21 protein-coding genes are annotated in these 22,579 nt (G+C 57.5%); 8 read left to right on the top strand and 13 right to left on the bottom strand.

All coding sequences use genetic code 11. The features are described 5' to 3' along the window. The first annotated feature begins 98 nt into the window (after positions 1-98). Positions 99-707 (top strand): TetR family transcriptional regulator C-terminal domain-containing protein, encoded by a 609-nt coding sequence (locus ACR0AM_RS06450; RefSeq protein WP_480516692.1) that lies wholly within the window; start codon positions 99-101, stop codon positions 705-707. A gap of 47 nt (positions 708-754) precedes the next feature. Here the strand turns inward: ACR0AM_RS06450 and preA are convergent, their stop codons facing one another. From preA to ACR0AM_RS06430, 4 genes are all read right to left on the bottom strand, one after another. Then, complete coding sequence (preA, locus tag ACR0AM_RS06445; protein ID WP_480622441.1) at positions 755-2,059, bottom strand: NAD-dependent dihydropyrimidine dehydrogenase subunit PreA; 1,305 nt, start codon at positions 2,057-2,059, stop codon at positions 755-757. A gap of 18 nt (positions 2,060-2,077) precedes the next feature. Further along, positions 2,078-2,914 (bottom strand): class I SAM-dependent methyltransferase, encoded by an 837-nt coding sequence (locus ACR0AM_RS06440; protein ID WP_480622440.1) that lies wholly within the window; start codon positions 2,912-2,914, stop codon positions 2,078-2,080. Positions 2,915-2,960: 46 nt separating this feature from the next. Further along, positions 2,961-4,295, bottom strand: coding sequence for an NAD(P)-dependent oxidoreductase (locus tag ACR0AM_RS06435; protein WP_480476634.1), 1,335 nt, complete (start codon positions 4,293-4,295; stop codon positions 2,961-2,963). A gap of 159 nt (positions 4,296-4,454) precedes the next feature. After that, positions 4,455-5,087 (bottom strand): cupin domain-containing protein, encoded by a 633-nt coding sequence (locus ACR0AM_RS06430; protein WP_480622439.1) that lies wholly within the window; start codon positions 5,085-5,087, stop codon positions 4,455-4,457. A 143-nt stretch (positions 5,088-5,230) separates the two neighbouring features. On the opposite strand from ACR0AM_RS06430, the gene ACR0AM_RS06425 reads away from it, so the two are divergent. The 3 genes from ACR0AM_RS06425 to ACR0AM_RS06415 all read left to right on the top strand — a co-directional run bounded on the left by ACR0AM_RS06425 (position 5,231) and on the right by ACR0AM_RS06415 (position 8,304). After that, positions 5,231-6,226 (top strand): hypothetical protein, encoded by a 996-nt coding sequence (locus ACR0AM_RS06425; protein WP_480622438.1) that lies wholly within the window; start codon positions 5,231-5,233, stop codon positions 6,224-6,226. 72 nt (positions 6,227-6,298) lie between these two features. After that, positions 6,299-7,591, top strand: coding sequence for an O-acetylhomoserine aminocarboxypropyltransferase/cysteine synthase family protein (locus ACR0AM_RS06420; RefSeq protein WP_480622437.1), 1,293 nt, complete (start codon positions 6,299-6,301; stop codon positions 7,589-7,591). A 2-nt stretch (positions 7,592-7,593) separates the two neighbouring features. Further along, positions 7,594-8,304 (top strand): GNAT family N-acetyltransferase, encoded by a 711-nt coding sequence (locus ACR0AM_RS06415; RefSeq protein ID WP_480622436.1) that lies wholly within the window; start codon positions 7,594-7,596, stop codon positions 8,302-8,304. Between the two features lie 2 nt (positions 8,305-8,306). Here the strand turns inward: ACR0AM_RS06415 and ACR0AM_RS06410 are convergent, their stop codons facing one another. Then, positions 8,307-9,011, bottom strand: coding sequence for an SIMPL domain-containing protein (locus tag ACR0AM_RS06410; protein WP_480622435.1), 705 nt, complete (start codon positions 9,009-9,011; stop codon positions 8,307-8,309). A gap of 155 nt (positions 9,012-9,166) precedes the next feature. Here ACR0AM_RS06410 and ACR0AM_RS06405 point away from each other — a divergent pair, with 155 nt between their 5' ends. Continuing rightward, positions 9,167-11,119 carry a hypothetical protein gene (locus ACR0AM_RS06405; RefSeq protein WP_480622434.1) on the top strand — a complete coding sequence of 651 codons (1,953 nt, stop codon included), beginning with the start codon at positions 9,167-9,169 and terminating at the stop codon, positions 11,117-11,119. A gap of 87 nt (positions 11,120-11,206) precedes the next feature. On the opposite strand, the gene hppD is transcribed toward ACR0AM_RS06405, so the two are convergent. Next, a complete protein-coding gene (gene hppD, locus ACR0AM_RS06400) occupies positions 11,207-12,304 on the bottom strand; it encodes a 4-hydroxyphenylpyruvate dioxygenase (RefSeq protein WP_480622433.1) in 1,098 nt (365 codons plus the stop codon). A gap of 146 nt (positions 12,305-12,450) precedes the next feature. Here hppD and ACR0AM_RS06395 point away from each other — a divergent pair, with 146 nt between their 5' ends. Together ACR0AM_RS06395 and ACR0AM_RS06390 are read left to right on the top strand one after the other, a co-directional pair. Then, a complete protein-coding gene (locus tag ACR0AM_RS06395) occupies positions 12,451-12,906 on the top strand; it encodes an Lrp/AsnC family transcriptional regulator (protein WP_209504202.1) in 456 nt (151 codons plus the stop codon). Between the two features lie 19 nt (positions 12,907-12,925). Then, the gene (locus ACR0AM_RS06390) at positions 12,926-14,806 is read left to right on the top strand and encodes a monovalent cation:proton antiporter-2 (CPA2) family protein (RefSeq protein ID WP_480622432.1); all 1,881 of its coding nucleotides are present in this window, start codon (positions 12,926-12,928) and stop codon (positions 14,804-14,806) included. Positions 14,807-14,836: 30 nt separating this feature from the next. Here the strand turns inward: ACR0AM_RS06390 and cobT are convergent, their stop codons facing one another. After that, positions 14,837-15,847, bottom strand: a complete 1,011-nt coding sequence (cobT, locus tag ACR0AM_RS06385) for a nicotinate-nucleotide--dimethylbenzimidazole phosphoribosyltransferase (protein ID WP_480622431.1) — start codon at positions 15,845-15,847, stop codon at positions 14,837-14,839. Between the two features lie 78 nt (positions 15,848-15,925). Between cobT and cobS the strand changes: the two genes are divergently transcribed. Next, positions 15,926-16,690, top strand: a complete 765-nt coding sequence (gene cobS, locus ACR0AM_RS06380; protein ID WP_480622430.1) for an adenosylcobinamide-GDP ribazoletransferase — start codon at positions 15,926-15,928, stop codon at positions 16,688-16,690. On the opposite strand, the gene ACR0AM_RS06375 is transcribed toward cobS, so the two are convergent. The 6 genes from ACR0AM_RS06375 to ACR0AM_RS06350 all read right to left on the bottom strand — a co-directional run bounded on the left by ACR0AM_RS06375 (position 16,687) and on the right by ACR0AM_RS06350 (position 22,551). After that, on the bottom strand, positions 16,687-17,448 hold the full coding sequence (locus ACR0AM_RS06375; RefSeq protein ID WP_480476612.1) for a potassium channel family protein: 762 nt from the start codon (positions 17,446-17,448) through the stop codon (positions 16,687-16,689). The genes cobS and ACR0AM_RS06375 overlap by 4 nt on opposite strands. A 117-nt stretch (positions 17,449-17,565) precedes the next feature. After that, on the bottom strand, positions 17,566-18,075 hold the full coding sequence (locus ACR0AM_RS06370) for a CarD family transcriptional regulator (RefSeq protein WP_050603638.1): 510 nt from the start codon (positions 18,073-18,075) through the stop codon (positions 17,566-17,568). A 280-nt stretch (positions 18,076-18,355) separates the two neighbouring features. Next, on the bottom strand, positions 18,356-18,694 hold the full coding sequence (fdxA, locus tag ACR0AM_RS06365; RefSeq protein WP_170616129.1) for a ferredoxin FdxA: 339 nt from the start codon (positions 18,692-18,694) through the stop codon (positions 18,356-18,358). 66 nt (positions 18,695-18,760) lie between these two features. Continuing rightward, positions 18,761-19,126, bottom strand: coding sequence for an RNA-binding S4 domain-containing protein (locus ACR0AM_RS06360; RefSeq protein WP_209504209.1), 366 nt, complete (start codon positions 19,124-19,126; stop codon positions 18,761-18,763). A 6-nt stretch (positions 19,127-19,132) separates the two neighbouring features. Further along, positions 19,133-21,961: a helicase-related protein gene (locus ACR0AM_RS06355; RefSeq protein WP_480622429.1), complete on the bottom strand. Its 2,829-nt coding sequence runs from the start codon at positions 21,959-21,961 to the stop codon at positions 19,133-19,135. 20 nt (positions 21,962-21,981) lie between these two features. Beyond that, entirely contained in the window at positions 21,982-22,551 is a 570-nt protein-coding gene (locus ACR0AM_RS06350; RefSeq protein WP_245222454.1) for a tetratricopeptide repeat protein, read from the bottom strand. Between the last annotated feature and the right edge of the window lie 28 nt (positions 22,552-22,579).

Raw genomic sequence — 22,579 nt, 5'->3', positions numbered from 1 at the left:
TATCACGGGTTCGGTATCAGTCAAGAAATTGCGCGGCAAAGCCTGAAATTTCAGTGTAATCCGTGCCTATCCGACGAAAAAAGAGACACACTGAAATCATGCCGAAAGACCGCGCACCGACTCGTATCCAGAAGAAGAACCGAGCCGCGATTCTCGAGGCTGCCCTGAATGTGTTTTCCGCACACGGGTTTCGTGGGGCGACCGTCGATCAGATTGCCGCCGAGGCGGGGTTGAGCAAACCCAATCTCCTCTACTATTTCGCGTCGAAAGAGGCGATCCACACCGAATTGCTTTCGGGCTTGCTGGAAACCTGGCTGGCGCCCTTGCACGATCTGGATGAGACCGGTGATCCGATGGAGGAAATGCTGTCCTATATTCGCCGGAAACTGCAAATGAGTCAGGAGCTACCACGGGAAAGCCGCCTTTTTGCCAATGAGCTTGTGCAAGGTGCGCCCCGCATTCACGATGCTTTGTCCAATGATCTCAAACAACTGGTTGACGAAAAGGTCACCATTCTCACTAACTGGATGGATCAGGGCAAAATCACGCGGCTGCACCCTTATCATCTGATGTTTTCGATCTGGGCGTTGACGCAGCATTATGCCGATTTCGACGTTCAGGTGCGGGCTATTCTGGGCGACGAAAACCCGTTTGAGGGTGCAGAACCCTTTGTCGATACGCTGTACCGAAAGCTCCTGACACCATGAACTCAGGGGCCGCGTCAGCGGCCCCTCAGGGATATTCCCTGTCTCGATCATTCCGCTGCTTTGGCCATCGGATTGTTCGGGTGCGTGGTCCAGTTCGCGTAGGTCGGCTGAACCTCTTTCCCGGTGCGCGGATCGATTTCACCCGCCGCCATCGGCACCATCGAAATGCAGCCTTCGACCGGGCAGACATCAACGCAGAGGTTACAGGCGACGCATTCGTCATCCTTTACCTCGAACACACGGTCATCCGACATTGAAATCGCTTGATGGCTGGTATCTTCACAGGCGGCATAGCACCGGCCGCACTTGATGCACTGGTCCTGATCGATCTTGGCTTTGGCGATGTAGTTCAGGTTCAGGTATTGCCAATCGGTGACATTGGGCACCGCGCGTCCGATCACCTCATCAATGCTGGTATACCCCTTTTCATCCATCCATTCCGACAGACCTGCTGTCAATTCATCGATGATCTTGAACCCATAGGTCATCGCAGCGGTACAGACCTGCACCGTGCCACATCCCAGCGAAATAAACTCGGCCGCATCACGCCATGTGGTGACACCCCCGATGCCCGAGATCGGCATGCCATGCGTCGCCTCGGCCCGTGCGATTTCGGACACCATCGACAGGGCGATCGGTTTCACGGCAGGGCCACAATACCCTCCGTGGCTGCCCTTTCCATCAATCGAGGGTTCGGGGCTGAACGTGTCAAGATTGACGCTGGTGATCGAATTGATCGTGTTGATCAGCGACACCGCGTCCGCGCCACCATTTCTGGCCGCCGCCGCGGGTTTCCGGATGTCGGTGATATTCGGTGTCAGTTTCACGATGACCGGACGGTCATAGTATTGCTTGCACCAACGCGTGACCATCTCGATATATTCCGGCACCTGCCCCACGGCGGACCCCATGCCGCGCTCACTCATCCCGTGCGGGCAACCGAAGTTCAATTCGATTCCGTCCGCGCCGGTTTCGGCCACGCGCGGCAGTATGGCTTTCCAGGCCTCTTCCTCGCAGGGCACCATGATCGAAGCGATCAGGGCGCGATCCGGATAGTCGGACTTGACCCGCGCCATTTCCTCGAGGTTCACCTCAAGCGGGCGGTCGGTGATCAGTTCGATATTGTTCAGTCCCAGCAAACGGCGGTCGGCACCGTAAATCGCGCCATACCGCGGGCCGTTCACATTTACGACCGGCGGTCCCTCGGACCCCAGTGTCTTCCACACAACACCGCCCCAACCGGCCTCAAACGCGCGACGAACATTGTATTCCTTGTCCGTCGGCGGCGCAGAGGCCAGCCAGTAAGGGTTTGGGCTGGAAATGCCCAGAAAGTTAGTCGTCAGATCGGCCATGGCTTCTCCCTTCCCGGCTCAGCCGGATTTTTTGAATATCATTTCGGTCGGGCGTATGCGCCCGGCCTTGAGGTTTTTGACGTAGTTCTGGAACTTTTCAGGCGCCGTCTCGCCCATCATCAGATGAATGCCCAGCGGTGCCGGGCCGGATTCGGCAATCTTTGCAAAGACGTCCTCGAAGAACTGTATCGCGAATTCGGTGCGATCCGTTTCTGTCACCAGTTCAAAACCCGCGGCGCTTGCCGCAGACTTATAAACATCCGGCGCATCCACGAACGAGGTCTCGGCAACAGTGGACCACGGCAGAGGGAAAGCCAGCGGCTCGTCCACGTCTCCGGCCATCACATCGAACAGGGCAAAAGTACCGCCTTTGGCCAGCGCCCGCGACACTTCGGCGAACAGTCCGGCCTTGTCCATAATGTTCATGCCCACATGCATCATGACGGCCAGGTCGAAACCAGCATCCGGCACCGGCATCTCCAAAGCGCTGCCCAAATGAAAGCTGGTTTTCGAGGAATGCCCGACCATATCGCTGAGAACCCTGGCGGTTTCAACGAATTCCGGTGTCAGATCGACGCCTGTTACTGTCGAATCATAGCGATCCACGACATAGCGAGAGGTTCCGCCGATACCGCATCCGACATCCAGAACACGGGTCGCATGGGTCGGCGACAACTGCGCAAACAGGTTGTTGGTCGCCAGAACGCCGCCCGTGTGGAACTCGTCCCCCGCTTTCAGGTCTGCGACCGTGGCCGCATCCGGATCGATACCGCTGGCCTCAAGCGCCGCGCGAACGCGGTCGGCCAGTGCTCCGGTGGTGTAGTGTTGCGCTACGGCTTGTTCGATCTGGGACATGGGAATACCTCAGCAGCGAAAGGAATGGGGCGAATACCCCATCCTATCACGAAACCAGCGTCGCGTGGATGTCCATCGCAGCATCCCGGCCTTCAGCAACAGCCGTAACGGTGAGGTCTTCGCCGCCCGCCGCGCAATCTCCACCTGCCCAGACACCAGCCACGGAAGTGCGGCCTGCACCGCTGACAGCGATCTTGTTGCCGTCCAGCTTCAGCCCTTCCGGCGCACCTTCCAGCGTCTGACCGATGGCTTTGAGAACCTGATCTGCCCGCAGCCGGACCGTCTCTCCGGTTCCGGTAAGCTGACCGTTCTGGCTCGAGGTATATTCCAGCTCAATCTCGGTAGCGGCTCCATTGCCGTGTACTGCCACCGGCTGCACATTGGTCAAAATCTGAACCCCGTGCGAGGCTGCCAGATCCTGCTCGTACCGGCTGGCACCCATGGCGTCGCGTCCCCGGCGATAGGCAATGGTGACGTTTTCGGCACCTAACAATTTGGACTTTACCGCCGCGTCCACAGCAGTCATGCCTCCGCCAATAACGACGACGTTCCGCCCGACAGGAAGCTTTGCAAGATCACCAGCTTGCCGCACGTCCGCGATGAAATCGACGGCATCCCGCACGCCGTCCTTGTCAACACCATCCGCGCGCAGGGCATTGACCCCAGCAAGCCCGATGGACAGGAACACCGCGTCGTAGTTTTCGACCAGACCATCCAGTGAGATGCCTTCACCCAGAACCGACCCGGTTTCAATCGTGATACCACCGATTTTCAGCAGCCAGTCGACCTCGGCCTGCGCAAAGTTGTTGGTCGATTTATAGGCGGCAATCCCATATTCGTTCAGACCGCCCGGTTTGGGCTTGCCTTCGTGGATCACCACGTCATGGCCCAGCATGGCAAGACGATGCGCACAGGCCAGACCAGCAGGCCCTGCCCCCACGACAGCAACCGTTTTCCCGGTCGATGCCGCACGTTCAAACGGATGCGCGCCCGAGGACATAAGATCATCTGTCGCAAAGCGCTGTAGCCGTCCGATCTCGACCGGTTTGCCCTCGGCCGCCTCACGAACACAGGCCTCCTCACACAGTGTTTCCGTCGGACAGACACGGGCGCACATTCCGCCCAGAATGTTTTGCTGAAAGATCGTTCGCCCGGCAGCCTGGGGCTGTCCGGCCTGAATCTGCCGGATGAATAGCGGAATATCGATGTCTGTCGGACACGCTGTCACGCAAGGTGCGTCATAGCAGAAATAACAACGGTCTGCTGCAACTGCGGCCTCATGCGGGGCCAATGGCGGATGCAGATCGGTGAAATTCGAGGTCAGCTCATCGCTTGAAAGCCGCCCCGCGACGATGCCGGGTGCCATCTGGCCCTGTGCCATCACTCTACTCCCTGTAGATATGTTTGTTATGACCTCAGCTTGCCACAAATAAATTTTTTATCAATTGGTAAAATTTGCCAAATGGTCAAAAAATCGAAAATCCGGGCCGTTAAACCCGGATTTATTGGCATTTTAGCTGATTTCAGGGCCGAAAAGCTTTCAGACCATTTCACCAAGGTGGCAGGACTTGATCCAGACTCGGGCCCCATCAGGCCCTGCAACAGCCCGTGAGTGCGTTCCGGGAGGCAGGCGCAACCAGTCCCATTTCGAAAATTCTTCCCCCGATTCAGAGAAACTGCCCCTTATGACAAACACTTCCATGCCGTCGCACGCGTCCAGTTCGACCACGCCCCCAGCAGCCCATGTCCGCACAAAAACGTCCTCATGATCATCTTTGAACAGCTGTACGTCAGAATCGCCATTTATCGAGCGGCGAACCTCGGTCCGGTCCTGCGGGTCAAACTGGTGCAACTTGACCAGAATGGTTGCGCCCTCGGCAGCGGACGGAGTGTGCGAGGAAGTTGGAGGGTTGCGAACATAGCTGCCGACGGGAAAATCTCCGGTCTCGTCCTGAAATACACCGTCCAGCACCAGATATTCCTCGCCGCCGTCATGGGTATGGGCGGAAAAGGTGCTGCCGGGCGCAAAGCGGACAATGGTTGTTGCGCGGGCCACCTCATCACCAATCCGGTCCAGCATTTTGCGCTCGACCCCTGCGGCGGGAGAAGCGACCCATTCACTTTCGTCAAAGTGTACTGAGACCCGTTTGGTGAAATCCGCATTGATCCGCATGTGTATCCCTTTCTGAAGCGACCCCTGAAAGAAATGGGATCGCGTGATGAAATTTCAAATTATCCGCTTTTGACGCCTTGGCCTGCTTGCTGTAATCCGAACTTCAAGGTGCATGGTCAAACACCTGTCGGGAACGGGCATAGATGCAGGCAACGTCACAGAAATTCAACGTCGCGGTCGTCGGTCAAAACAACCGCCTGCAATACGAGGCCCTGCTGTTTGCGGCTTCACTGCGCCATTCTTCACCGCAGTTCGGGGGCAAACTGTTTGTCGCCACGCCCAATCCGGGGCCACGCTGGAAACAGGATCCCCGCATTCAGGACGAAGATGTTCTGAAAGCCCTGAAACAACTGGATGCTGAAATTCTGCCCTTCGACTCGCATGTATTCGGTGAAAGCTATCCCTACGGCAACAAGATCGAAGCGCTGATGGCCCTGCCGGAAGATGAGCCCTTTGTGTTCTTTGACACCGACACGCTGATCACTGGCGAGATCACATCCGTCCCATTTGACTTCGACCGCCCCAGCGCGTCACTGAAAGTTGAAGGGACATGGCCCAAACCAACGCTGTATGGTCCCGGTTTTGACGGTATCTGGCGCGCACTTTACGCCCGGTTCGGGTTGGATTTCGAAAGCTCGCTGGACACCGATCAACCCCATGACCACTGGCGGCGGTACCTGTATTTCAATGCAGGCTATTTCTTCTACAAATGTCCCCGGAAATTTGGTGAGCGTTTTCTGGACTACGCCAGAACAATCCGCGACGAAAACATTCCGGAGTTGACGGGCCAAAGCCTTGACCCCTGGCTGGATCAGGCCGCCCTGCCCCTTGTCATTCACTCGTTCGGCGGTGGTCGTGATGTTTTGCCCTCTGGTTTGCTGGACGGATCCGTCAGTTGCCACTATCGCCTGTTTCCCTTGCTGTACGCCCGTGAAAGCGACCATGTGATAGACGTCTTGGAAACCGTCGTCACACCAAACAAGGTCAAGAAAGTTCTCAAGCAATACGAGCCGCTGAAAAAGATGGTTTTGCAGGGGAAAGGCGCTAAAGTCCGCGCCTTGTTTGACCGGGATCATCTGCCACGACGTGAACAGGCCATCCGCAACACGATCAAAAGCAAGGGCCTCTGGCTGCGCTGACAGGATCGTTGTGCGCAAGCGGGCAATGGCCTACAGATTTCGCAAGACAAATTCCAACTGGAGATTTTCAAGATGTCTGACGGCCCTACCTACGGTTTCGACACGTTGCAAATTCACGCGGGCGCCCGCCCCGACCCGGCGACTGGAGCGCGCCAGACACCCATTTATCAAACTACAGCCTATGTGTTTCGCGATGCAGACCACGCAGCGGCCCTGTTCAACCTGCAAGAGGTGGGCTTTATCTATTCCCGCCTGACCAACCCAACTGTGGCTGTTCTTCAGGAACGCGTGGCGACTCTTGAAGGCGGTGTTGGCGCCGTTTGCTGTTCGTCCGGGCACGCGGCCCAGATCATGGCGCTGTTCCCGCTGATGGGTCCGGGTTGCAACGTGGTCGCCTCAACCCGTCTGTACGGCGGCACGGTCACCCAGTTCAGCCAGACAATCAAACGCTTTGGGTGGTCTGCCAAGTTTGTCGACACCGATGATCTGGACGCGGTGAAGGGCGCAATCGATGAAAATACCCGTGCGATTTTCTGCGAGTCTATCGCTAATCCCGGCGGCTATGTGACGGACATCCGTGCACTGGCAGATGTGGCCGATGCGGCGGGCATTCCGCTGATTGTCGATAACACCTCGGCAACACCATATCTGTGCCGCCCGATCGAACATGGAGCGACCCTGGTCGTGCATTCAACCACCAAGTACCTGACCGGCAACGGTACGGTCACTGGCGGTTGCATCGTGGATTCGGGCAAGTTCGACTGGTCGGCAAATGACAAGTTCCCCTCGCTCAGCCAACCCGAACCGGCCTATCATGGACTGAAGTTCCACGAAACGTTCGGACCTTTGGCCTTTACCTTCCACGGCATCGCCATCGGTCTGCGCGATCTGGGCATGACCATGAACCCGCAGGCGGCCCACTACACGCTGATGGGGATCGAAACCCTGTCGCTGCGGATGGAGCGTCATGTTGAAAACGCGCAAAAAATCGCGGCCTGGCTGGAAGCGGATGATCGCGTGGACTACGTCACCTATGCCGGGCTGCCTTCGTCGCCCTATCAGGATCGGGTCAAAGCTCAGTATCCACGCGGTGCCGGCGCCCTGTTCACATTCGCCGTGAAAGGTGGCTATGACGCCTGTATCAAACTGGTCAATGCGCTAGAGATTTTCAGCCACGTAGCCAATCTGGGCGACGCGCGTTCGCTGATCATTCATTCGGCTTCGACCACACATCGTCAGTTGACCCCGGAACAGCAGGAAGCCGCGGGCGCAGGTCCGAGCGTGGTGCGCGTATCCATCGGGATCGAGGACGTGAACGATCTGATTGCCGACCTTGATCAGGCTCTGGCCAAAGCAACCGCCTGACCATGACCCAGCACGATACAAACAACCTTGGCCAGCCCATCGGTTTACCGGTTTCGGGTGACTTTCCACGCCCGACACCACCCTATACGCCGATGGTGGGCCGGTATTGTTCTGTCGTGCCCCTTGATGTGAACAGGCACGCGCCCGGACTGTTCCGGGCGTTTGCCAAGGACACGGATGGCCACAACTGGACCTACCTGCCCTACGGCCCGTTTGACAGCGAACCTGAGTTCGAAGACTGGGCGCGCGCCAACTGCGTGGACGCGGACCCGATGTTCCATACCGTTCTGGACGGTGATGAGGTACCGTTGGGCATGGCTTCTTACCTCAGGATAGCTCCCGCCGCCGGAGCGATTGAGGTCGGGCATATCCACTTTTCACCCCTGCTTCAGCGCAAGCCGCAATCAACCGAAGCCATGTATCTGATGATGCGGCGCGTGTTCGATGAACTGGGTTACCGGCGATACGAGTGGAAATGCGACGCGCTGAATGGTCCGTCGCGCAGTGCGGCAGAGCGGCTTGGGTTCACCTTCGAAGGCGTGTTTCGCCAAGCAACCCACTACAAAGGGCGCAACCGCGACACGGCCTGGTATTCAATCATAAATACCGAATGGCCACGCATCCGTGATGCTTTCGAGGCCTGGTTGTCACCCGATAATTTCGACGCTTCGGGCCAACAACGAAAACCGCTGTTGGCCCGCGCGAAGGGTTGAATTCATTCGGAAATCTCGAACACCATCGAGACGCTGACAGACACCGAAACCTCACCACCTGCCACAGGTACACCCCCTGCGTCAGCCATGCTCATCATACGCATCTCGGGCATCGGGCGCACGCCCCCCGTTTGTTCCGAAATCGTTTGCACCGCGCCAAGGGTTACACCCGCCGCCTGTGCCAGCTGCTCGGCCTTGGCCATAGCTTCGCCCACAGCTTGCGCGCGCGCTTGGGCCTCGATTGGTTTGGTATCCTGCACCCCAAAGCTCAAGCCCCCGAAATCGTTGGCGCCATCCTGAATGACCGCATCCATGATACTTCCTAGTTTGGACAGATCACGCACACGCACAAACACGCGGTTCGAGGCAGCGAACCCCGAAATTTCCGGTGTTTCCCCATTCTGCCCGTGCCGCCCGGACCAAACAGGGGAAAGCGACAGATCGCGGGTCTGGATATCGCGGTCTTCAATCCCCATCCCGGTCAGGCGCGCAAGCACCTTCGCAACCGCGTCCGAGGTGGCCTGCATAGCCGCCGAAGCCTCGGCGTTTTCATTTGTCACACCCAATGTGATCGTCGCCATATCGGGGGCAACCTCTATGGTTCCAGTAGCGTCAACGGAGATGCGACGTTCTTCCGCATGGGCAAGTCCAGCGGTCGTTGCGGCCATCATCGCGGCCAGAAAAGCGAATGTCTTCAATGTTATCACTCCGATTTGCTTGGGTTAAAGATGGGTCGGCGATGCATTGCCTTACAAGAGGAGAGTTTGCCTTTTTCTTTCCCTCGGCAAGTTCCTGCTTTAATGTCGGTCTGCGAACGCCAAGGTGTTTGCATTGACGTTGATAATTATGGTTCCTGCGGATTATGAAACCTGCCTTTGCGCTGTCTTTTTCTGCGACCGGAATATCATTGCATCATCACTCGGATGACGAATGGTTCGTTATCGGCTCGATTCCCTTGGATTCGCCGGACTTGTCTGGTCAGATGCAGGTTTTGCGGGAAAACGCTTTTGCGTTGGAAAACGACCTGAGCTGCAAGCTTGTTTTGCCTTCCGAACAGGTTCGATACCTTCAGGTTGCAACCGATGACTTACCCCCCGAAGACACGGTCGAACGTATAGAGAGCGCACTTGCCGACGCAACGCCTTACGCTTTGTCCGAACTCAGCTACGACTATCAAACCGAAGGCGGCACCACCTATGTTGCGGCTGTTGCGCAAGAAACGCTGAGCGAGGCTCGGGCCTTTGCCTCGGACCATGGTTTCGTGCCGGTTTTGTATTGCGCCGAAGAAGAAGCAGACGCATTCCCCCGAGAGGCATTGTTCGCAGAGCGTTCGGGCGCATCGGAAACCCGACCAGCAGAGCCACCGCTGTCGGCAAAAAACACAGACCGGCCCGAACCGGCAAAATCCGCCGGGAAACCGGCGCATCCCATTGCAGGCACAGCCGCACCAAACGTGTTTCTGACCCCGGAAACACCTGACAATAAGTTTGCGAATACAAAAGCGCAGGCACCGCGTATTGCGATCCCGGCATTTGCCGCGGCGGTTCTTCTTGGCGGCGCTTTCGGCGTTTGGCTGGCCTTGGACAGCGGTGGAGAAACAGATCAGGTCGCACTGAGCCCAACTCCAACCGAGATAGGTGTTTCCGAGCCGGATATCGACGCCCTGCCACCGATAGTGCCCGAAGTTGCAGCTATTACGCCTTCGGAAAACTTGCCGCCTGAGCCTGCTCTGGACAGGGATGTGCCCCCCACGCCAGAACCTGCCGAGGCCGAAGCCGTAGAACAACCAGAGCTCACCCCTACCGACGCGGCAATCCTTGAGGCGCTCAAGGTGGCCCCTACCCTGGTTGACCCCATCGCTCAGGACCCCGAGGCAGATGAGGATATCAGTGCCGCCTCCGGTGTGAATGTAACGCCCCCGGCCGCTTTGGACGTGCCGGAAGCCCCGGAGCCTGACGAGTTGTATCTGACATCGATCGACAAATCCGACCTGTCCAGCGATGCGGTTGCCCTGCCCCCGGCTTCCAGTTTCGATACCGACGAACCCTTCGTTCGGGACGTGCAACATGGCATAGCAGGAGCGCGGTTCAATCTCGATGATCGCGGGCTTGTGGCACCTACACCGGAAGGAACGCTGAACCCGGATGGGATTGTCGTTTATCAAGGCCGACCGTCAAAGGTTCCGCCAGCAACGCCAGTGCGTTTCGAAGATGAACCCGTACTTGACGAGGTCGACGAAAGGCTGGCCGGTCTACGACCCAAACCTCGCCCTTCAGATCTGGTCGAGAGTTTCGAACGCGGGCAGTTGGGGGGGCGGTCGCTGGCAGAGCTTTCGGCCAAGCGCCCAAAAGCACGCCCGGACAGTCTGCAAGCGCGCACAGAAATCGACGAGACGCCAACCGCGTTGGCCGTTGTCCGTGTCCCGCGCCCCAGGGTGCGCCCGGCGGGTCTGGACACTGCAAAGGCACCCGCTTCTGGTAACTCCAATCTTGGATCAACGGCCGCGCTGGACCAGAGCTCTGACGAATCCGGATCGTTTCAGGCGAAATCGGTCGCCCCCAAGATTCCCACAACTGCGTCTGTTGCCCGGCAGGCCACGCTCGATAACGCGATCAATTTGCGTCGCCTGAATCTGATCGGTGTTTACGGCACACCCGCCAACCGGCGCGCCTTGGTCCGGCTTCCCAGTGGACGTTACAAGAAACTGAAAGTTGGGGACAGTATTGACGGCGGCAAGGTCATTGCCATCAGCGACAGCGAGCTGCGTTATCAGAAAAAGGGTCAAAACGTGACGCTGGCGATGCCGCGTGGCTGATATCGGCACTCAAGGCCTTGACCCATTAACTGTAAACAGGCGCGTCGGAGGCAGCAGAACCGCCTCCGACATGTTGGTTCACTTTGATCAAGCCGCGGAAATCTCGCCGCTTTCGATCTGTTCGCGCTCGATGGATTCAAACAGCGCCTGGAAGTTCCCTTCGCCGAAACCATCATCACCCTTGCGCTGAATGAACTCGAAGAAGATCGGGCCGATCACCGTTTTCGAGAAGATCTGCAACAGAATGCGCGTCTCGCCCCCGTCAACGACACCTTCGCCGTCGATCAGGATGCCGTGTTTCATCATCCGGTCCAGCGGCTCTTCATGACCGACCACGCGGGTCCTGGACATCTCGTAGTATGCTTCATTCGGACCCGGCATGAACTTCAGGCCGTTTTCAGCAATGGCATCGGTCGAGGCATAGATGTCATCGCTACCGACCGCGATATGCTGAATGCCTTCACCTTTGTATTTCTTCAGGTAAGACACGATCTGCCCGGTCTCTCCGCGGTCCTCGTTGATCGGAATGCGGATACGGCCACAGGGTGACGTCAGCGCGCGGCTGTAAAGGCCAGTGAATTTTCCCTGAATGTCAAAGAAACGGATTTCACGGAAGTTGAACAGGTCGCCATAGAACTTGAACCACTTGTCCATGTTGCCCTTGTAGACATTGTGCGTCAGGTGATCGAGATAGAAGAACCCCTCGCCCCGAGGTTTGGATTCCTTGATCCATTCGAATTCCTGATTATAGGGCGAAGTGTCGTAGTACTGATCAATGAAATAGATCAGCGACCCGCCAATGCCCTTGATCGCAGGCACATTCATGGTTTTGTCAGCGTCGTCGTAAGTTTCCGCACCCTTTAACACGGCATGCTCGTACGCTTTTTGCGCGTCCACGACCCGCCAGCCCATCGAAGGCGCGCAGGGCCCATGTTCGGCTACGAATTTAGCTGCAAAACTGTCCGGGTTGGCATTCAGGATGTATGTGACATCCCCTTGCTGCCAAAGCTCGACAGCAGGTTTTTCCTTGTGGCGGGCCACCAGATCAAACCCCATCTTTGCGAACAGATCACGCAGCTCCTGCGGTTCTGGATGGGCGAATTCGACGAATTCAAACCCATCTGTTCCGGCAGGGTTTTCTTCGCTGATCACGGATTTCGGGGCATTGTGCGGGAAAGGACCCATGGGCGTCTCCTACGAAAACAGGAATTTCTTTGCTGATTCAAAAATACGACTTTTCTGACGCTGTTTCTGCGCATTGTTTTTGTATAAACTGCAAGATGACGCGCAAAATGCGCATATCAGTTAATAAAATCAGGATTTTTCCGCACATGTTGGATGCAACCGACAAGCGACTGCTTTCCGCGCTGCAAAAAGATGCACATCTGACAGCGCAACAACTGGGTGAAATGCTGAACCTGTCGCCCAGTCAAGCGGGTCGCCGCCGACAGCGGCTTGAAGTCGAAGGGTACATCACCGGATATGCTGCCCGGCTGGACCCGCTGAAACTGGGCTTACAGGTGCAGGGGTTCGTTCAGGTGCATCTGGGCACCCATGGCCCCGAGCAATCCGCAAGCTTTGCCCGCATGGTCGACACCCGACCCGAGATTACCAGTGCATGGACGATGACGGGCGAGGCAGACTATCTGCTGCACATCTACTGTGACGACCTGTCCGCCCTCAACAGCTTGCTACATCATGTGATCCTGCCGCATCCTGCCGTTGCAAGAGTACAAAGCCAGATCGTAATGGATCAACTTAAACGCGACGCCCCCCTTCCCACCTGAAAAGGTTCTGAGGACACACATGGACGACTTTCTATATCAGGCTTCAATCTATCTGGCAGCGGCAGTCATTGCCGTTCCCCTGTCTGCCAGACTGGGGTTGGGATCCGTGCTGGGTTATCTTGCCGCCGGGATCATTATCGGACCCGCACTGGGACTTGTCGGAGCGGAAACCGAAAATCTTCAGCATGTGGCCGAATTTGGCGTGGTGATGATGCTGTTTCTCATCGGTCTGGAACTGGAGCCACGCGCCCTGTGGGACATGCGCGACAAGTTATTGGGTCTGGGCGGATTGCAGGTGTTGCTGTCAACAGTCGCGATTGCTGCCGTGGCCATGTACGCCAACCATCCCTGGTCGGTTGCCCTGGCGGTAGGGTTGACCCTTTCGCTTTCATCGACCGCGATCGTTCTTCAAACCCTGTCAGAAAAAGGCCTGATGCAGACAAACGGCGGCCGCGCGACATTTTCGGTTCTGTTGACGCAGGACATCGCGGTGATCCCAATTCTGGCTTTGTTGCCACTGCTGGCGCTGCCCGCCATGCCACGTTTCCAAGCAGATGGATCGATTGACCGGGGGGCAGGAGGATCACATGGCGCAGGCGATCACAGTTTGTCGCTGGTCGAAGGGCTGCCGGGCTGGGCCGTCACCCTTGTCACAATCGGCGTTGTGGTGTTTGTCATTCTGGCCGGTGTCTACCTGACAAGACCGTTGTTTCGCTTCATCCACGCAACCCGTCTGCGCGAGATGTACACCGCACTGGCACTGATGATTGTCGTGGGCATTTCGTTTCTGATGACACTGGTCGGCCTATCACCTGCCCTGGGCGCGTTCCTGGCAGGTGTTGTTTTGGCCAGTTCTGAATTCAGACATGAAATGGAAAGTGACCTTGAACCGTTCAAAGGGTTGTTTCTGGGGCTGTTTTTCATCACGGTCGGGGCCGGAATAGACTTTGGTTATTTCTTCAACGACCCGCTGGACCTGATTGGACTGGCGCTGCTTGTGATACTTGCCAAGGGGATCATCCTTTATCTGGTGGGCAGGGCTTTCAAACTGCGGGGGCGTGATCACTGGTTGTTCACCCTTGGGTTAGCGCAGGCTGGTGAGTTCGGATTTGTCCTGCTGGCATTTTCGACGAAACAGAATGTTATTCCGCCCAACCTGTCGCAGAAGCTGCTGATGATCGTTGCTCTGACGATGTTGATCACACCTCTTCTTTTCATTGCCTACGACGCCTTGTCAAAGAAGATTGGCGATTCAGCGACCACCCCCGAACCGGACGTGATCGACGAAAAGGGCCCGGTCATCATCGCCGGCATTGGTCGCTTTGGTCAGATCGTCAACCGGCTGGTACGGGCCAGCGGTTTCAAGACAGTCGTTTTGGACCACAATATTGAAACCATTCAGCTGATGCGCCGATTTGGTGTCAAAGGCTTTCTGGGTGATCCCACTCGGCCGGAACTGTTGCGCGCGGCGGGATTGGACAAAGCATCCGTTCTTGTCGCCGTTATGGATGATCACAAGCAAGTCACGCGACTGGTCAGCTATGCCAGACGGCAGCGTCCTGACCTTCACATCATCGCACGCGCCCGCGACCGGACCCATGTATACGAGTTGTATCAGGCGGGTGCCAATGACATCGTGCGGGAAATGTTCGACAGTTCGCTGCGCGCAGGTCGCTATGTTCTGGAGAATATCGGACTGAGTGAATACGAAGCGGCCCAGGCCGAGCAGACGTTTTACCACCATGACAGGAAGGCAGTGCGCGATCTGGCCGAGCTTTGGGTCCCCGGAATGCCAATCGCCGAAAACAGGAAATACATCGAGCGTTCGCAGGCGCTGGAAAAGGATCTGGAAACCGCGCTGCTGGAACTGGCTGAAGAGCACGCCAAGAAATTGGCCTGACCCAAGCCTTTGCCCGGGTCAGGTGCGGGTTTAGCCGTCCGAAACCCCAGCTTCGGCAAAGGTTGCCATGCCGGAATGACAGGCGACAGCACTTTTCAGAATGTTGATCGCCAGCGCCCCGCCGGACCCTTCGCCCAACCGCAGGCCAAGGCTCAGCAACGGCTCTTTGCCCAATTTCGCCAGCACGGCACCATGGGCCGCTTCGGCGCTTTGGTGACCTGCCACGGCATGATCCAGCGCGCCATCGGACAGCTTCCACAAGCAGGCTGCGGCGGCCGAACAGATGAACCCGTCCAGGATCACCGGGATGCGCAACACCCGCGCGGCAGCAATTGCACCCGCCATTGCAGCAATCTCGCGCCCACCCAGACAGCGCAGGATGTCCAGACCATCATTCGACGTGTGTTTCGCGACGCCCTCGGCCACGACACGGGTTTTGTTGACCAGACCGGCGTCATCCACACCGGTTCCGCGCCCCGTCCAATCCGACGCGTCGCCACCAAACAGCGCGCAGGCAATAGCCGCAGCCGGGGTGGTGTTACCAATTCCCATTTCGCCGACCACCAAAAGATCGGATTGCGGATCAACGGCCTGCCAGCCAGTGCGCAACGCCGTCAACAATTCATCTTCGGTCATGGCGGGGGCTTGGGTGAAATCCGCGGTCGGCTTCTCCAGATCCAGCGCGTGGACATCCATCTTCGCACCTGCCGCCCGGGCCAACTGATTTATCGCCGCCCCGCCATGTTCGAAATTCATCACCATCTGCACGGTCACTTCCGGCGGAAAGGCCGAAACACCCTGCGCGGTAACACCGTGATTTCCGGCAAAAACAATGACCTGAGGTGCGCTGATCTGTGGACGGGCGTCCCCCCGCCATCCTGCATACCAGACCGCAAGATCCTCAAGCCGACCAAGCGCGCCAGGGGGTTTGGTCAATTGTCCATTTCGCTCGGCCGCGCCCTGCACCGCAGCAGCATCCGGGCCCGGAGCCCCCGCCAGGACAGCACGGAACGTGTTCAAATCATTCAGTTCAGGCAGCATGAAAGCCTCATTGCATCAGAGTGGTCCTGCGTGTTTAACCGAAGGATCGAAACCAACAAGACCCCGAAAGGCACGGGTGTGCAAAAAAACGACACCAAACCGTTTTCCCTGTGGGATGTTCCGCTGGCTCTGGTGCTGTTGACCCGCCTGCCCCTGCCCCGTTTGCCTAAAGCCGTGTTTGCCCGGCAGGCACAATCGGCATGGGCGTTTCCACTGGTTGGGCTGGTCGTTGGCGGGCTGGCATGCCTGACCGGTTGGCTGGCGATGGGTCTACAACTGCCCCCGTTTGTCGCAGCCTCGTTGCTGGTCGCGGTACTGGTCTTGATGACGGGCGCTATGCACGAGGATGGTCTGGCTGATACGTTCGACGGGCTTTGGGGCGGTTTCACCGCTGAACGGCGGCTGGAGATCATGAAGGACAGCCAGATTGGAACTTACGGCGTGCTCGCTTTGGTGATGTCGCAGCTTTTACGAGTATCCGCGATTTCTACCATACTTGTCACTGGTCCGATCTGGATGGTGGTTGCGGCTTGTGTATTTTCCCGCGCATTGATGCCAGCACTGATGGTACTTCTTCCAAACGCCAGAACGTCGGGCCTGAGCCATTCGGTTGGTACCCCCGGCGCAGGAACAGCCTGTATCGCTGTGGGCATCGCGATTTTGGTCGCTTTCAGCTTGTGCGGAAGTCTGGCGCTTAACGCGATAGTCTTCGCGACTTTGGTCGTTGCCGTTTTGGGGCTCGTCGCAAAAACCAAGATCGGCGGTCAAACCGGAGATATTCTGGGAGCGTCGCAGCAATTGGCGGAAATCACGTTTCTGCTTACACTCAGCGCCCAGACCTAAGGCGACCCCCCTGTTTCAATTCGCAACGTATCGCCGCAATGTTTGCAATGCACGGCGTCTGGGTCGTGCCGGTACAGCCCGCAGCTGGGGCATTTGTGACGGACCTTCTGTGGCGCGAAAATTGCTTGCGCCAGCCGGACGAACAGTGCCACGCCAACGACCATAATGAAGACAGAAAACAGCTTGCCACCCGGTGTGACCAAAGTGATGTCGCCAAACCCGGTCGTCGTGAGCGTCGCCATGGTAAAATACAGCGCATCTACGTAGGGCGTTTGCGCGTCTTCTGGTATAAAAAACACCAAAACGGCCGTCGAGGTGGCAAAGACAAAGACCAGCAGGTTGATCGCTGCGATAACAGCGTCCTCGTGCGTGCGGAAAAAACGGCTGTCGCGCCGCAAATCCCAGAGCAGGTGATATGAATGGATCAGACGCAGGGCGCGTAATATCCGCAGGAAAGCCAGGTTGCCTGTCAAAAACGGATCAAGCACCAGAGAGAGGACGACTACGATATCCGCCACCGTGTAAATCTGGCGCAACAGCTTCCAGCGGTCTTTTGAAATCCAGAGCCGCGCAGAGAAATCCAGAAAAATCAGCACGCCGACCAGTTGGCTTGCAACGGTCAAACCTGGCCCATGCGGGATGTGGGCCGTCGCGACAAAGAAAATGATTGTCGCAACGTCGAACAGGATCAGCGCATACCTAAACCAAACCGAAACAGGGTCGTGTCCGATATACAGGTATTTCACAGTCTGCTTCATGTCTGTCCGGTAATCCGCTGCATACACAGTGAAATTAGCGCCATATGAACAAATCACCAAGCCACGAAAAAGGCCGCCCCAAATTCGGAGCGGCCCGTTTTGTCAAAGTACCTTCGATCAGGCAGCGCGTGAGGTCAGAACTTCGTCCACCTGTTTGGCGGCAGACACCTCGCCAGCGCCTGAAACAGCCGCGACCTCACGGGTAAGACGTTCCAAAGCGGCTTCGTACAGCTGACGCTCGGAATAGCTCTGCTCGCGCTGATCATCGGTGCGGTGCAGGTCACGGACAACTTCGGCGATCGAGATCAGATCGCCCGAGTTGATCTTCTGTTCATATTCCTGCGCGCGACGGGACCACATGGCGCGTTTAACCTTGGCTTTGCCCTTCAGCGTTTTCATCGCCTGGCTGATCACATCGGGCGAGCTGAGCGACCGAAGACCGGATTCGGTCGCCTTGTTGGTCGGCACGCGCAACGTCATCTTGTCTTTCTCAAATGAGATGACGAACAGCTCGAGCGTGAATCCCGCGACATCCTGTTCCTCGATCGAAATAATCTGACCCACGCCATGGGCGGGGTAGACAACATAGTCGTTCGGGCGGAACTCGAGCTTTTTCGACTTTGTCATTCAGTTTTTTCCTTGCTTGCGGACGGGACACGGACAACAAAAACACCACATGCGGGGACTGTCTCAGCCCCGTCAGGCGGCGATATTGTCATAAATTCAATACTCCAAAGCGAGCATACTTACGGAGCGCATCCCAATCTCGGTCATCATGTGGAGTGCAGTATATCACAAAATTACGACGCCCGAAAGTTTACCTTACGGGAATTTTTCATATTCAACCTGCGTTCAACAGGTTGTGCCGTGATCTTTATGTCAAAACAGGCCGTGTGGAACGAATCACTCAGCCGCCTTCTCCGGGCGCTTCCGAGAAATACTTCTCCATCTTACCCTCTTCACCGTCACGCTCCTCTGCGTCGGGCAGCGGGTCTTTCTTGGTGACGATCACCGGCCATTGTTCGGAATACTTGCGATTGAACTCGACCCACTCCTCCATACCCGGCTCGGTATCGGGGCGGATTGCATCGGCGGGGCACTCGGGCTCGCACACTCCGCAGTCAATGCATTCGTCAGGATGAATGACCAGCGTGTTTTCACCTTCGTAGAAACAGTCCACCGGACACACTTCGACACAGTCGGTGTATTTGCAGGCGATACAGTTTTCGGTGACTACATAGGTCATGGTCGGATTCCTGTTTGCGGTTTGAGCGACTAGCTAATTCAGTCTGGCCCGCTCTTCAAGACAGGATCAGTGATCTTCCGGGCGAGAAAGATCAATAGCGCGTCGATCTTTCTTGGTTGGCCGACCTTTTCCCTCGAAACCTGGATTTACAAGAGGCGCTTCCTGCTTTTCGGTCATATCAAAGTACAGAGTTTGCGCCTCGGGCGCCGGACCGCGGCGTTCCCCCAGTTTTTCCACACGTATGACGCGGACGATGCGACCCTGCGAGAAGGTCAGAACGTCACCGGGGGCCACGGCCTGCGCCGGTTTCAGCACCCGGTTTCCATTCAGCCGGACATGGCCGCCACTGACCTGTTTGGCGGCAAGGCTGCGGGTCTTGAAGAACCGCGCCTGCCACAACCATTTATCGATCCGCAGTTTGGCCTCGGCCATCTCGCGTCAATTACCGTCCTTCAGACCCATAAGCGCTGCGGCGAACGGGTTGTCGGGATCAATGGCCTTTTCTTTTTTCGGTGGCCGTGACGAGAAGGTCTTGGCCCCTTGCGGCTTTCCGCCCTTCTTGCCGTGCGGTTTGCCACGGCCCTCCTGCGGTTTGCCCCTTGGTTTCCCCTTGCCCTGCCCCGACTCGCGGCGCGGACCACGGTTCGGCTGACGCTGACGACCCCAGGTGAAGGTGTAAAACACTTCGACCTCGGGTTCATCCGACGCAGGTTCCGCAACCTGACCTTCTGCGACAGCCTCGGCTGCCGTCTCGGTGCTTTCGGTGGCCCCGGCTGTCGCCTCCTCGGCGGGCGCGGCGACCTCTTCTGATGCCGCGTCAGGTGCTGGCGTCTCGTCGATAATGGCTTGTTCTGCCGCCTCTGTCACAGGCTGCTCAACCGGTGCCGGTTTGACCTTGCCACGCTCGCCGCGTTCGGCTTTGTAACCCAGCCCTTGCATCAGGTCAGCAAACTGTTCAAGCGTCATACCAGTGATCGACAGCATATCCGGCTTGGCTTCGAACCCGCCACGGCTGTCTTCCGCACGAAGCATGTCCGCCAGACGTTCCAGCATGTCGATACGGATCGATCGGTCGCCCGCATCGCGGTAGCCGCACATGGTGTCGTAACCCTGCGGTGCATCCTTGGCGACCGGCACAGTCACCAACCCCGGAGGCGGTGCTTCGGGGAATTCCTGCAAACCGCCATACAGCGCCCACAGCACCAGACGCAGACGCGTCGGTGCGGGCTTCAGCAAGAGCGGCATGAAGATGGTGAACTGGCCAAAGCGGATGCCATGCTTGCGCAAGGCGCCACGCGCGTCCTGATCCAGATCCTTGACCTCTTGCGCGACGCCCGCGCGCGGCAGTACGCCCAGCGCCTCGACCATGCGGAAGGCAAACCCTTTCGCCAGCCCGTTGAGCTCCTCGTCGCGCGACAGATTCAGCAGCGGCTCGAACAGTGCAGCGATCTTGCGGTCGATGAAATGCTGCAACCGGCGCCGCACCTTCTGTTCGACATCCGGACCTGCGGCCTCGTCCACAAAAACCTCGACCACGGGCTTGAGAGGTTCGGCCCCGGCAACCAGTTTACCAACGGCATATTCGCCCCACATCAGGCCGCCCTGATCGGTGAAATCAATTTCGGTATCGGGCGCATTGTAGAAGCGATCGGCACGCAGATGGAATTGCGGCGCGAGTGCTTGCAGGGATGCCGATTTGAGCGCTTTCGCCTCGGTTCCTTGCGCGCTTTTGTCCGGACTAAACCGGAACCCTTCCAGACGACCGACGAATTCGCCTTCGACGGTCACTTCACCCTTGTCATTTACTTCGGCCAAAAGGGCCTCCTTCTGTTTGAGCCGCCGCAACAAAACCGATGTACGCCGGTCCACAAATCTTTGAGTCAGACGCTCATGAAGTGCGTCAGACAGTCTGTCTTCTACAGTGCGCGTTTCGTCACGCCAATGTGATTCGTCACGCACCCAACCGTTTCGTTGCGCAACATATGTCCAGGTGCGAATATATGCCAACCTTTTGGATAACGCATCGATATCCCCATGGGTTTGGTCAATCCGCCGTATCTGCCGGGCCAAGAAATCATCGGGAATACTGCCGCGTTCGTGCAGGTGGCCATAGATCACTTCCAACAGGCTTGCGTGCTCTGCATGGCTGATGCCGCGAAAATCAGGGATTCTGCACACATCCCACAGCAATCGAATGGATGGACCGTCACTTGCGCGGGCGACAATCTCGGCCTGTTGTGACAGCGATTTCAACACATTCAGGTCATCAGCAGGGCGGGCTTTGATCAGGTGTTCGTCATTTGGACTGATTTCAAGCGAGTTGATCAGTGCTTCAATCGAACCAAACCGGAGAGCGGCATTCCGCCAGTTCAACTTTTTCATCGGCGTGAACCGGCTGTCCATGACCGCCTGCGCGACACCTTCGTCCAGCGGCGGTGCCTCTCCGGTCACGCCAAAGGTGCCGTCCGACATCCCGCGCCCGGCCCGGCCGGCGATCTGGGCAAGCTCATTCGGGGCCAGCGGACGCATCCGCCGCCCGTCGAATTTGGTCAGGGATGAAAAGGCAACGTGGTTAACATCCAGGTTCAGGCCCATGCCGATAGCATCTGTGGCGACCAGGTAATCAACCTCACCATTTTGATAAAGCTCCACCTGAGCATTCCGCGTCCGCGGGCTGAGGGCACCCATGACAACCGCCGCGCCACCTTTCAGGCGGCGCAGAAGCTCCGCGATGGCATACACATTTTCGACCGAAAATCCGACAATAGCGCTGCGGGGCGGCATCCGGCTGAGTTTCTTCGAACCGGAATAGACCAGCTGCGACATCCGTTCGCGCCGGACAAACTGCGCCTCGGGCACCAGCGCGGCAATCGGGCCACGCATGGTGTCAGAGCCAAGAAAAAGTGTCTCGTTTGTTCCACGCGACCGAAGCAGGCGATCCGTGAAGACATGGCCGCGCTCGGGGTCGGCACACAGCTGGATTTCATCAATCGCCACGAAATCCGCACCCATATCTTCGGGCATCGCCTCGACCGTGCAGACCCAATACTGGGTCCGGGGGGGTACGATCCGCTCTTCACCGGTGACAAGCGCAACAATCGACGGCCCGCGGATGGCGACGATCTTATCGTAGACCTCGCGCGCAAGCAGACGCAGCGGCAGACCGATGACACCTGTTCGGTATCCCAGCATCCGTTCGATTGCATAGTGGGTTTTACCTGTGTTCGTAGGGCCCAAAACGGCCACTATTCGGGATGACCCGCTCACCTTTGCCCCCTGCCCGGACCTTACAGCGCTGCGCCGTCAATCTGCGGCTTCAGTCGATTCACCGCATTGGTTACTTCTTCGTGGTGGGGATGTATAGCCAATGCCCGTGAATAGGCCTCGTAAGCTTTGTCGGGTTGTCCGATAATCTCAAAGATCAGGCCCAGACCGTAGATTGCCTCGTAATTGTTGGGGTTCAGGGTCAGGGCATGTTCCAGATCGGCAGCGGCCATGCCAAACCGTTCGATCCCGAAAAAGGCCGAAGCGCGCAGGTGCCAGCCTTCAGCAAAATCGGGCGCATGGTCCGTCAGGGCGGTCAGATGTTCCAGTGCCGCACCTACGTCACCGTCATCCAGCGCTTCACGGCCACGTTCCAGCAGCAGATCGGCCGATGCTGAACCGGACTGGGCCCACAGAGCTTGCAACTGCCGATCCAGAGCAATGGCCTGCTCGGGCGTCGATTGGCCAAGTTTTTGCAGCAATTCGCCCTCATCGCGCAAATCCGCTTGTTGCGCGAGGCAAGTGGAGGAAATCGTGACTAGGACAAAAAGTGCCGCGACGATACCTTTGAGATTGTAGATTGCAATGCTCATAACAATAGTCAGTGTAGCGTTGCGACCG

This window comes from Ruegeria sp. AD9, from assembly GCF_056542305.1.
The sequence above is the reverse complement of the archived record's forward strand: the minus strand, read 5'-3'. Positions and strand labels throughout refer to the sequence as shown.

What these genes read in the sequence shown, in the direction of transcription:
- ACR0AM_RS06450 (WP_480516692.1), top strand. Translation starts at nt 99, where the DNA reads ATGCCGAAAGACCGCGCACCGACTCGTATCCAGAAGAAGAACCGAGCC.
- preA (WP_480622441.1), bottom strand. Translation starts at nt 2,059, where the DNA reads ATGGCCGATCTGACGACTAACTTTCTGGGCATTTCCAGCCCAAACCCT.
- ACR0AM_RS06440 (WP_480622440.1), bottom strand. Translation starts at nt 2,914, where the DNA reads ATGTCCCAGATCGAACAAGCCGTAGCGCAACACTACACCACCGGAGCA.
- ACR0AM_RS06435 (WP_480476634.1), bottom strand. Translation starts at nt 4,295, where the DNA reads ATGGCACAGGGCCAGATGGCACCCGGCATCGTCGCGGGGCGGCTTTCA.
- ACR0AM_RS06430 (WP_480622439.1), bottom strand. Translation starts at nt 5,087, where the DNA reads ATGCGGATCAATGCGGATTTCACCAAACGGGTCTCAGTACACTTTGAC.
- ACR0AM_RS06425 (WP_480622438.1), top strand. Translation starts at nt 5,231, where the DNA reads ATGCAGGCAACGTCACAGAAATTCAACGTCGCGGTCGTCGGTCAAAAC.
- ACR0AM_RS06420 (WP_480622437.1), top strand. Translation starts at nt 6,299, where the DNA reads ATGTCTGACGGCCCTACCTACGGTTTCGACACGTTGCAAATTCACGCG.
- ACR0AM_RS06415 (WP_480622436.1), top strand. Translation starts at nt 7,594, where the DNA reads ATGACCCAGCACGATACAAACAACCTTGGCCAGCCCATCGGTTTACCG.
- ACR0AM_RS06405 (WP_480622434.1), top strand. Translation starts at nt 9,167, where the DNA reads ATGAAACCTGCCTTTGCGCTGTCTTTTTCTGCGACCGGAATATCATTG.
- hppD (WP_480622433.1), bottom strand. Translation starts at nt 12,304, where the DNA reads ATGGGTCCTTTCCCGCACAATGCCCCGAAATCCGTGATCAGCGAAGAA.
- ACR0AM_RS06395 (WP_209504202.1), top strand. Translation starts at nt 12,451, where the DNA reads ATGTTGGATGCAACCGACAAGCGACTGCTTTCCGCGCTGCAAAAAGAT.
- ACR0AM_RS06390 (WP_480622432.1), top strand. Translation starts at nt 12,926, where the DNA reads ATGGACGACTTTCTATATCAGGCTTCAATCTATCTGGCAGCGGCAGTC.
- cobT (WP_480622431.1), bottom strand. Translation starts at nt 15,847, where the DNA reads ATGCTGCCTGAACTGAATGATTTGAACACGTTCCGTGCTGTCCTGGCG.
- ACR0AM_RS06375 (WP_480476612.1), bottom strand. Translation starts at nt 17,448, where the DNA reads ATGAAGCAGACTGTGAAATACCTGTATATCGGACACGACCCTGTTTCG.
- ACR0AM_RS06370 (WP_050603638.1), bottom strand. Translation starts at nt 18,075, where the DNA reads ATGACAAAGTCGAAAAAGCTCGAGTTCCGCCCGAACGACTATGTTGTC.
- fdxA (WP_170616129.1), bottom strand. Translation starts at nt 18,694, where the DNA reads ATGACCTATGTAGTCACCGAAAACTGTATCGCCTGCAAATACACCGAC.
- ACR0AM_RS06360 (WP_209504209.1), bottom strand. Translation starts at nt 19,126, where the DNA reads ATGGCCGAGGCCAAACTGCGGATCGATAAATGGTTGTGGCAGGCGCGG.
- ACR0AM_RS06350 (WP_245222454.1), bottom strand. Translation starts at nt 22,551, where the DNA reads ATGAGCATTGCAATCTACAATCTCAAAGGTATCGTCGCGGCACTTTTT.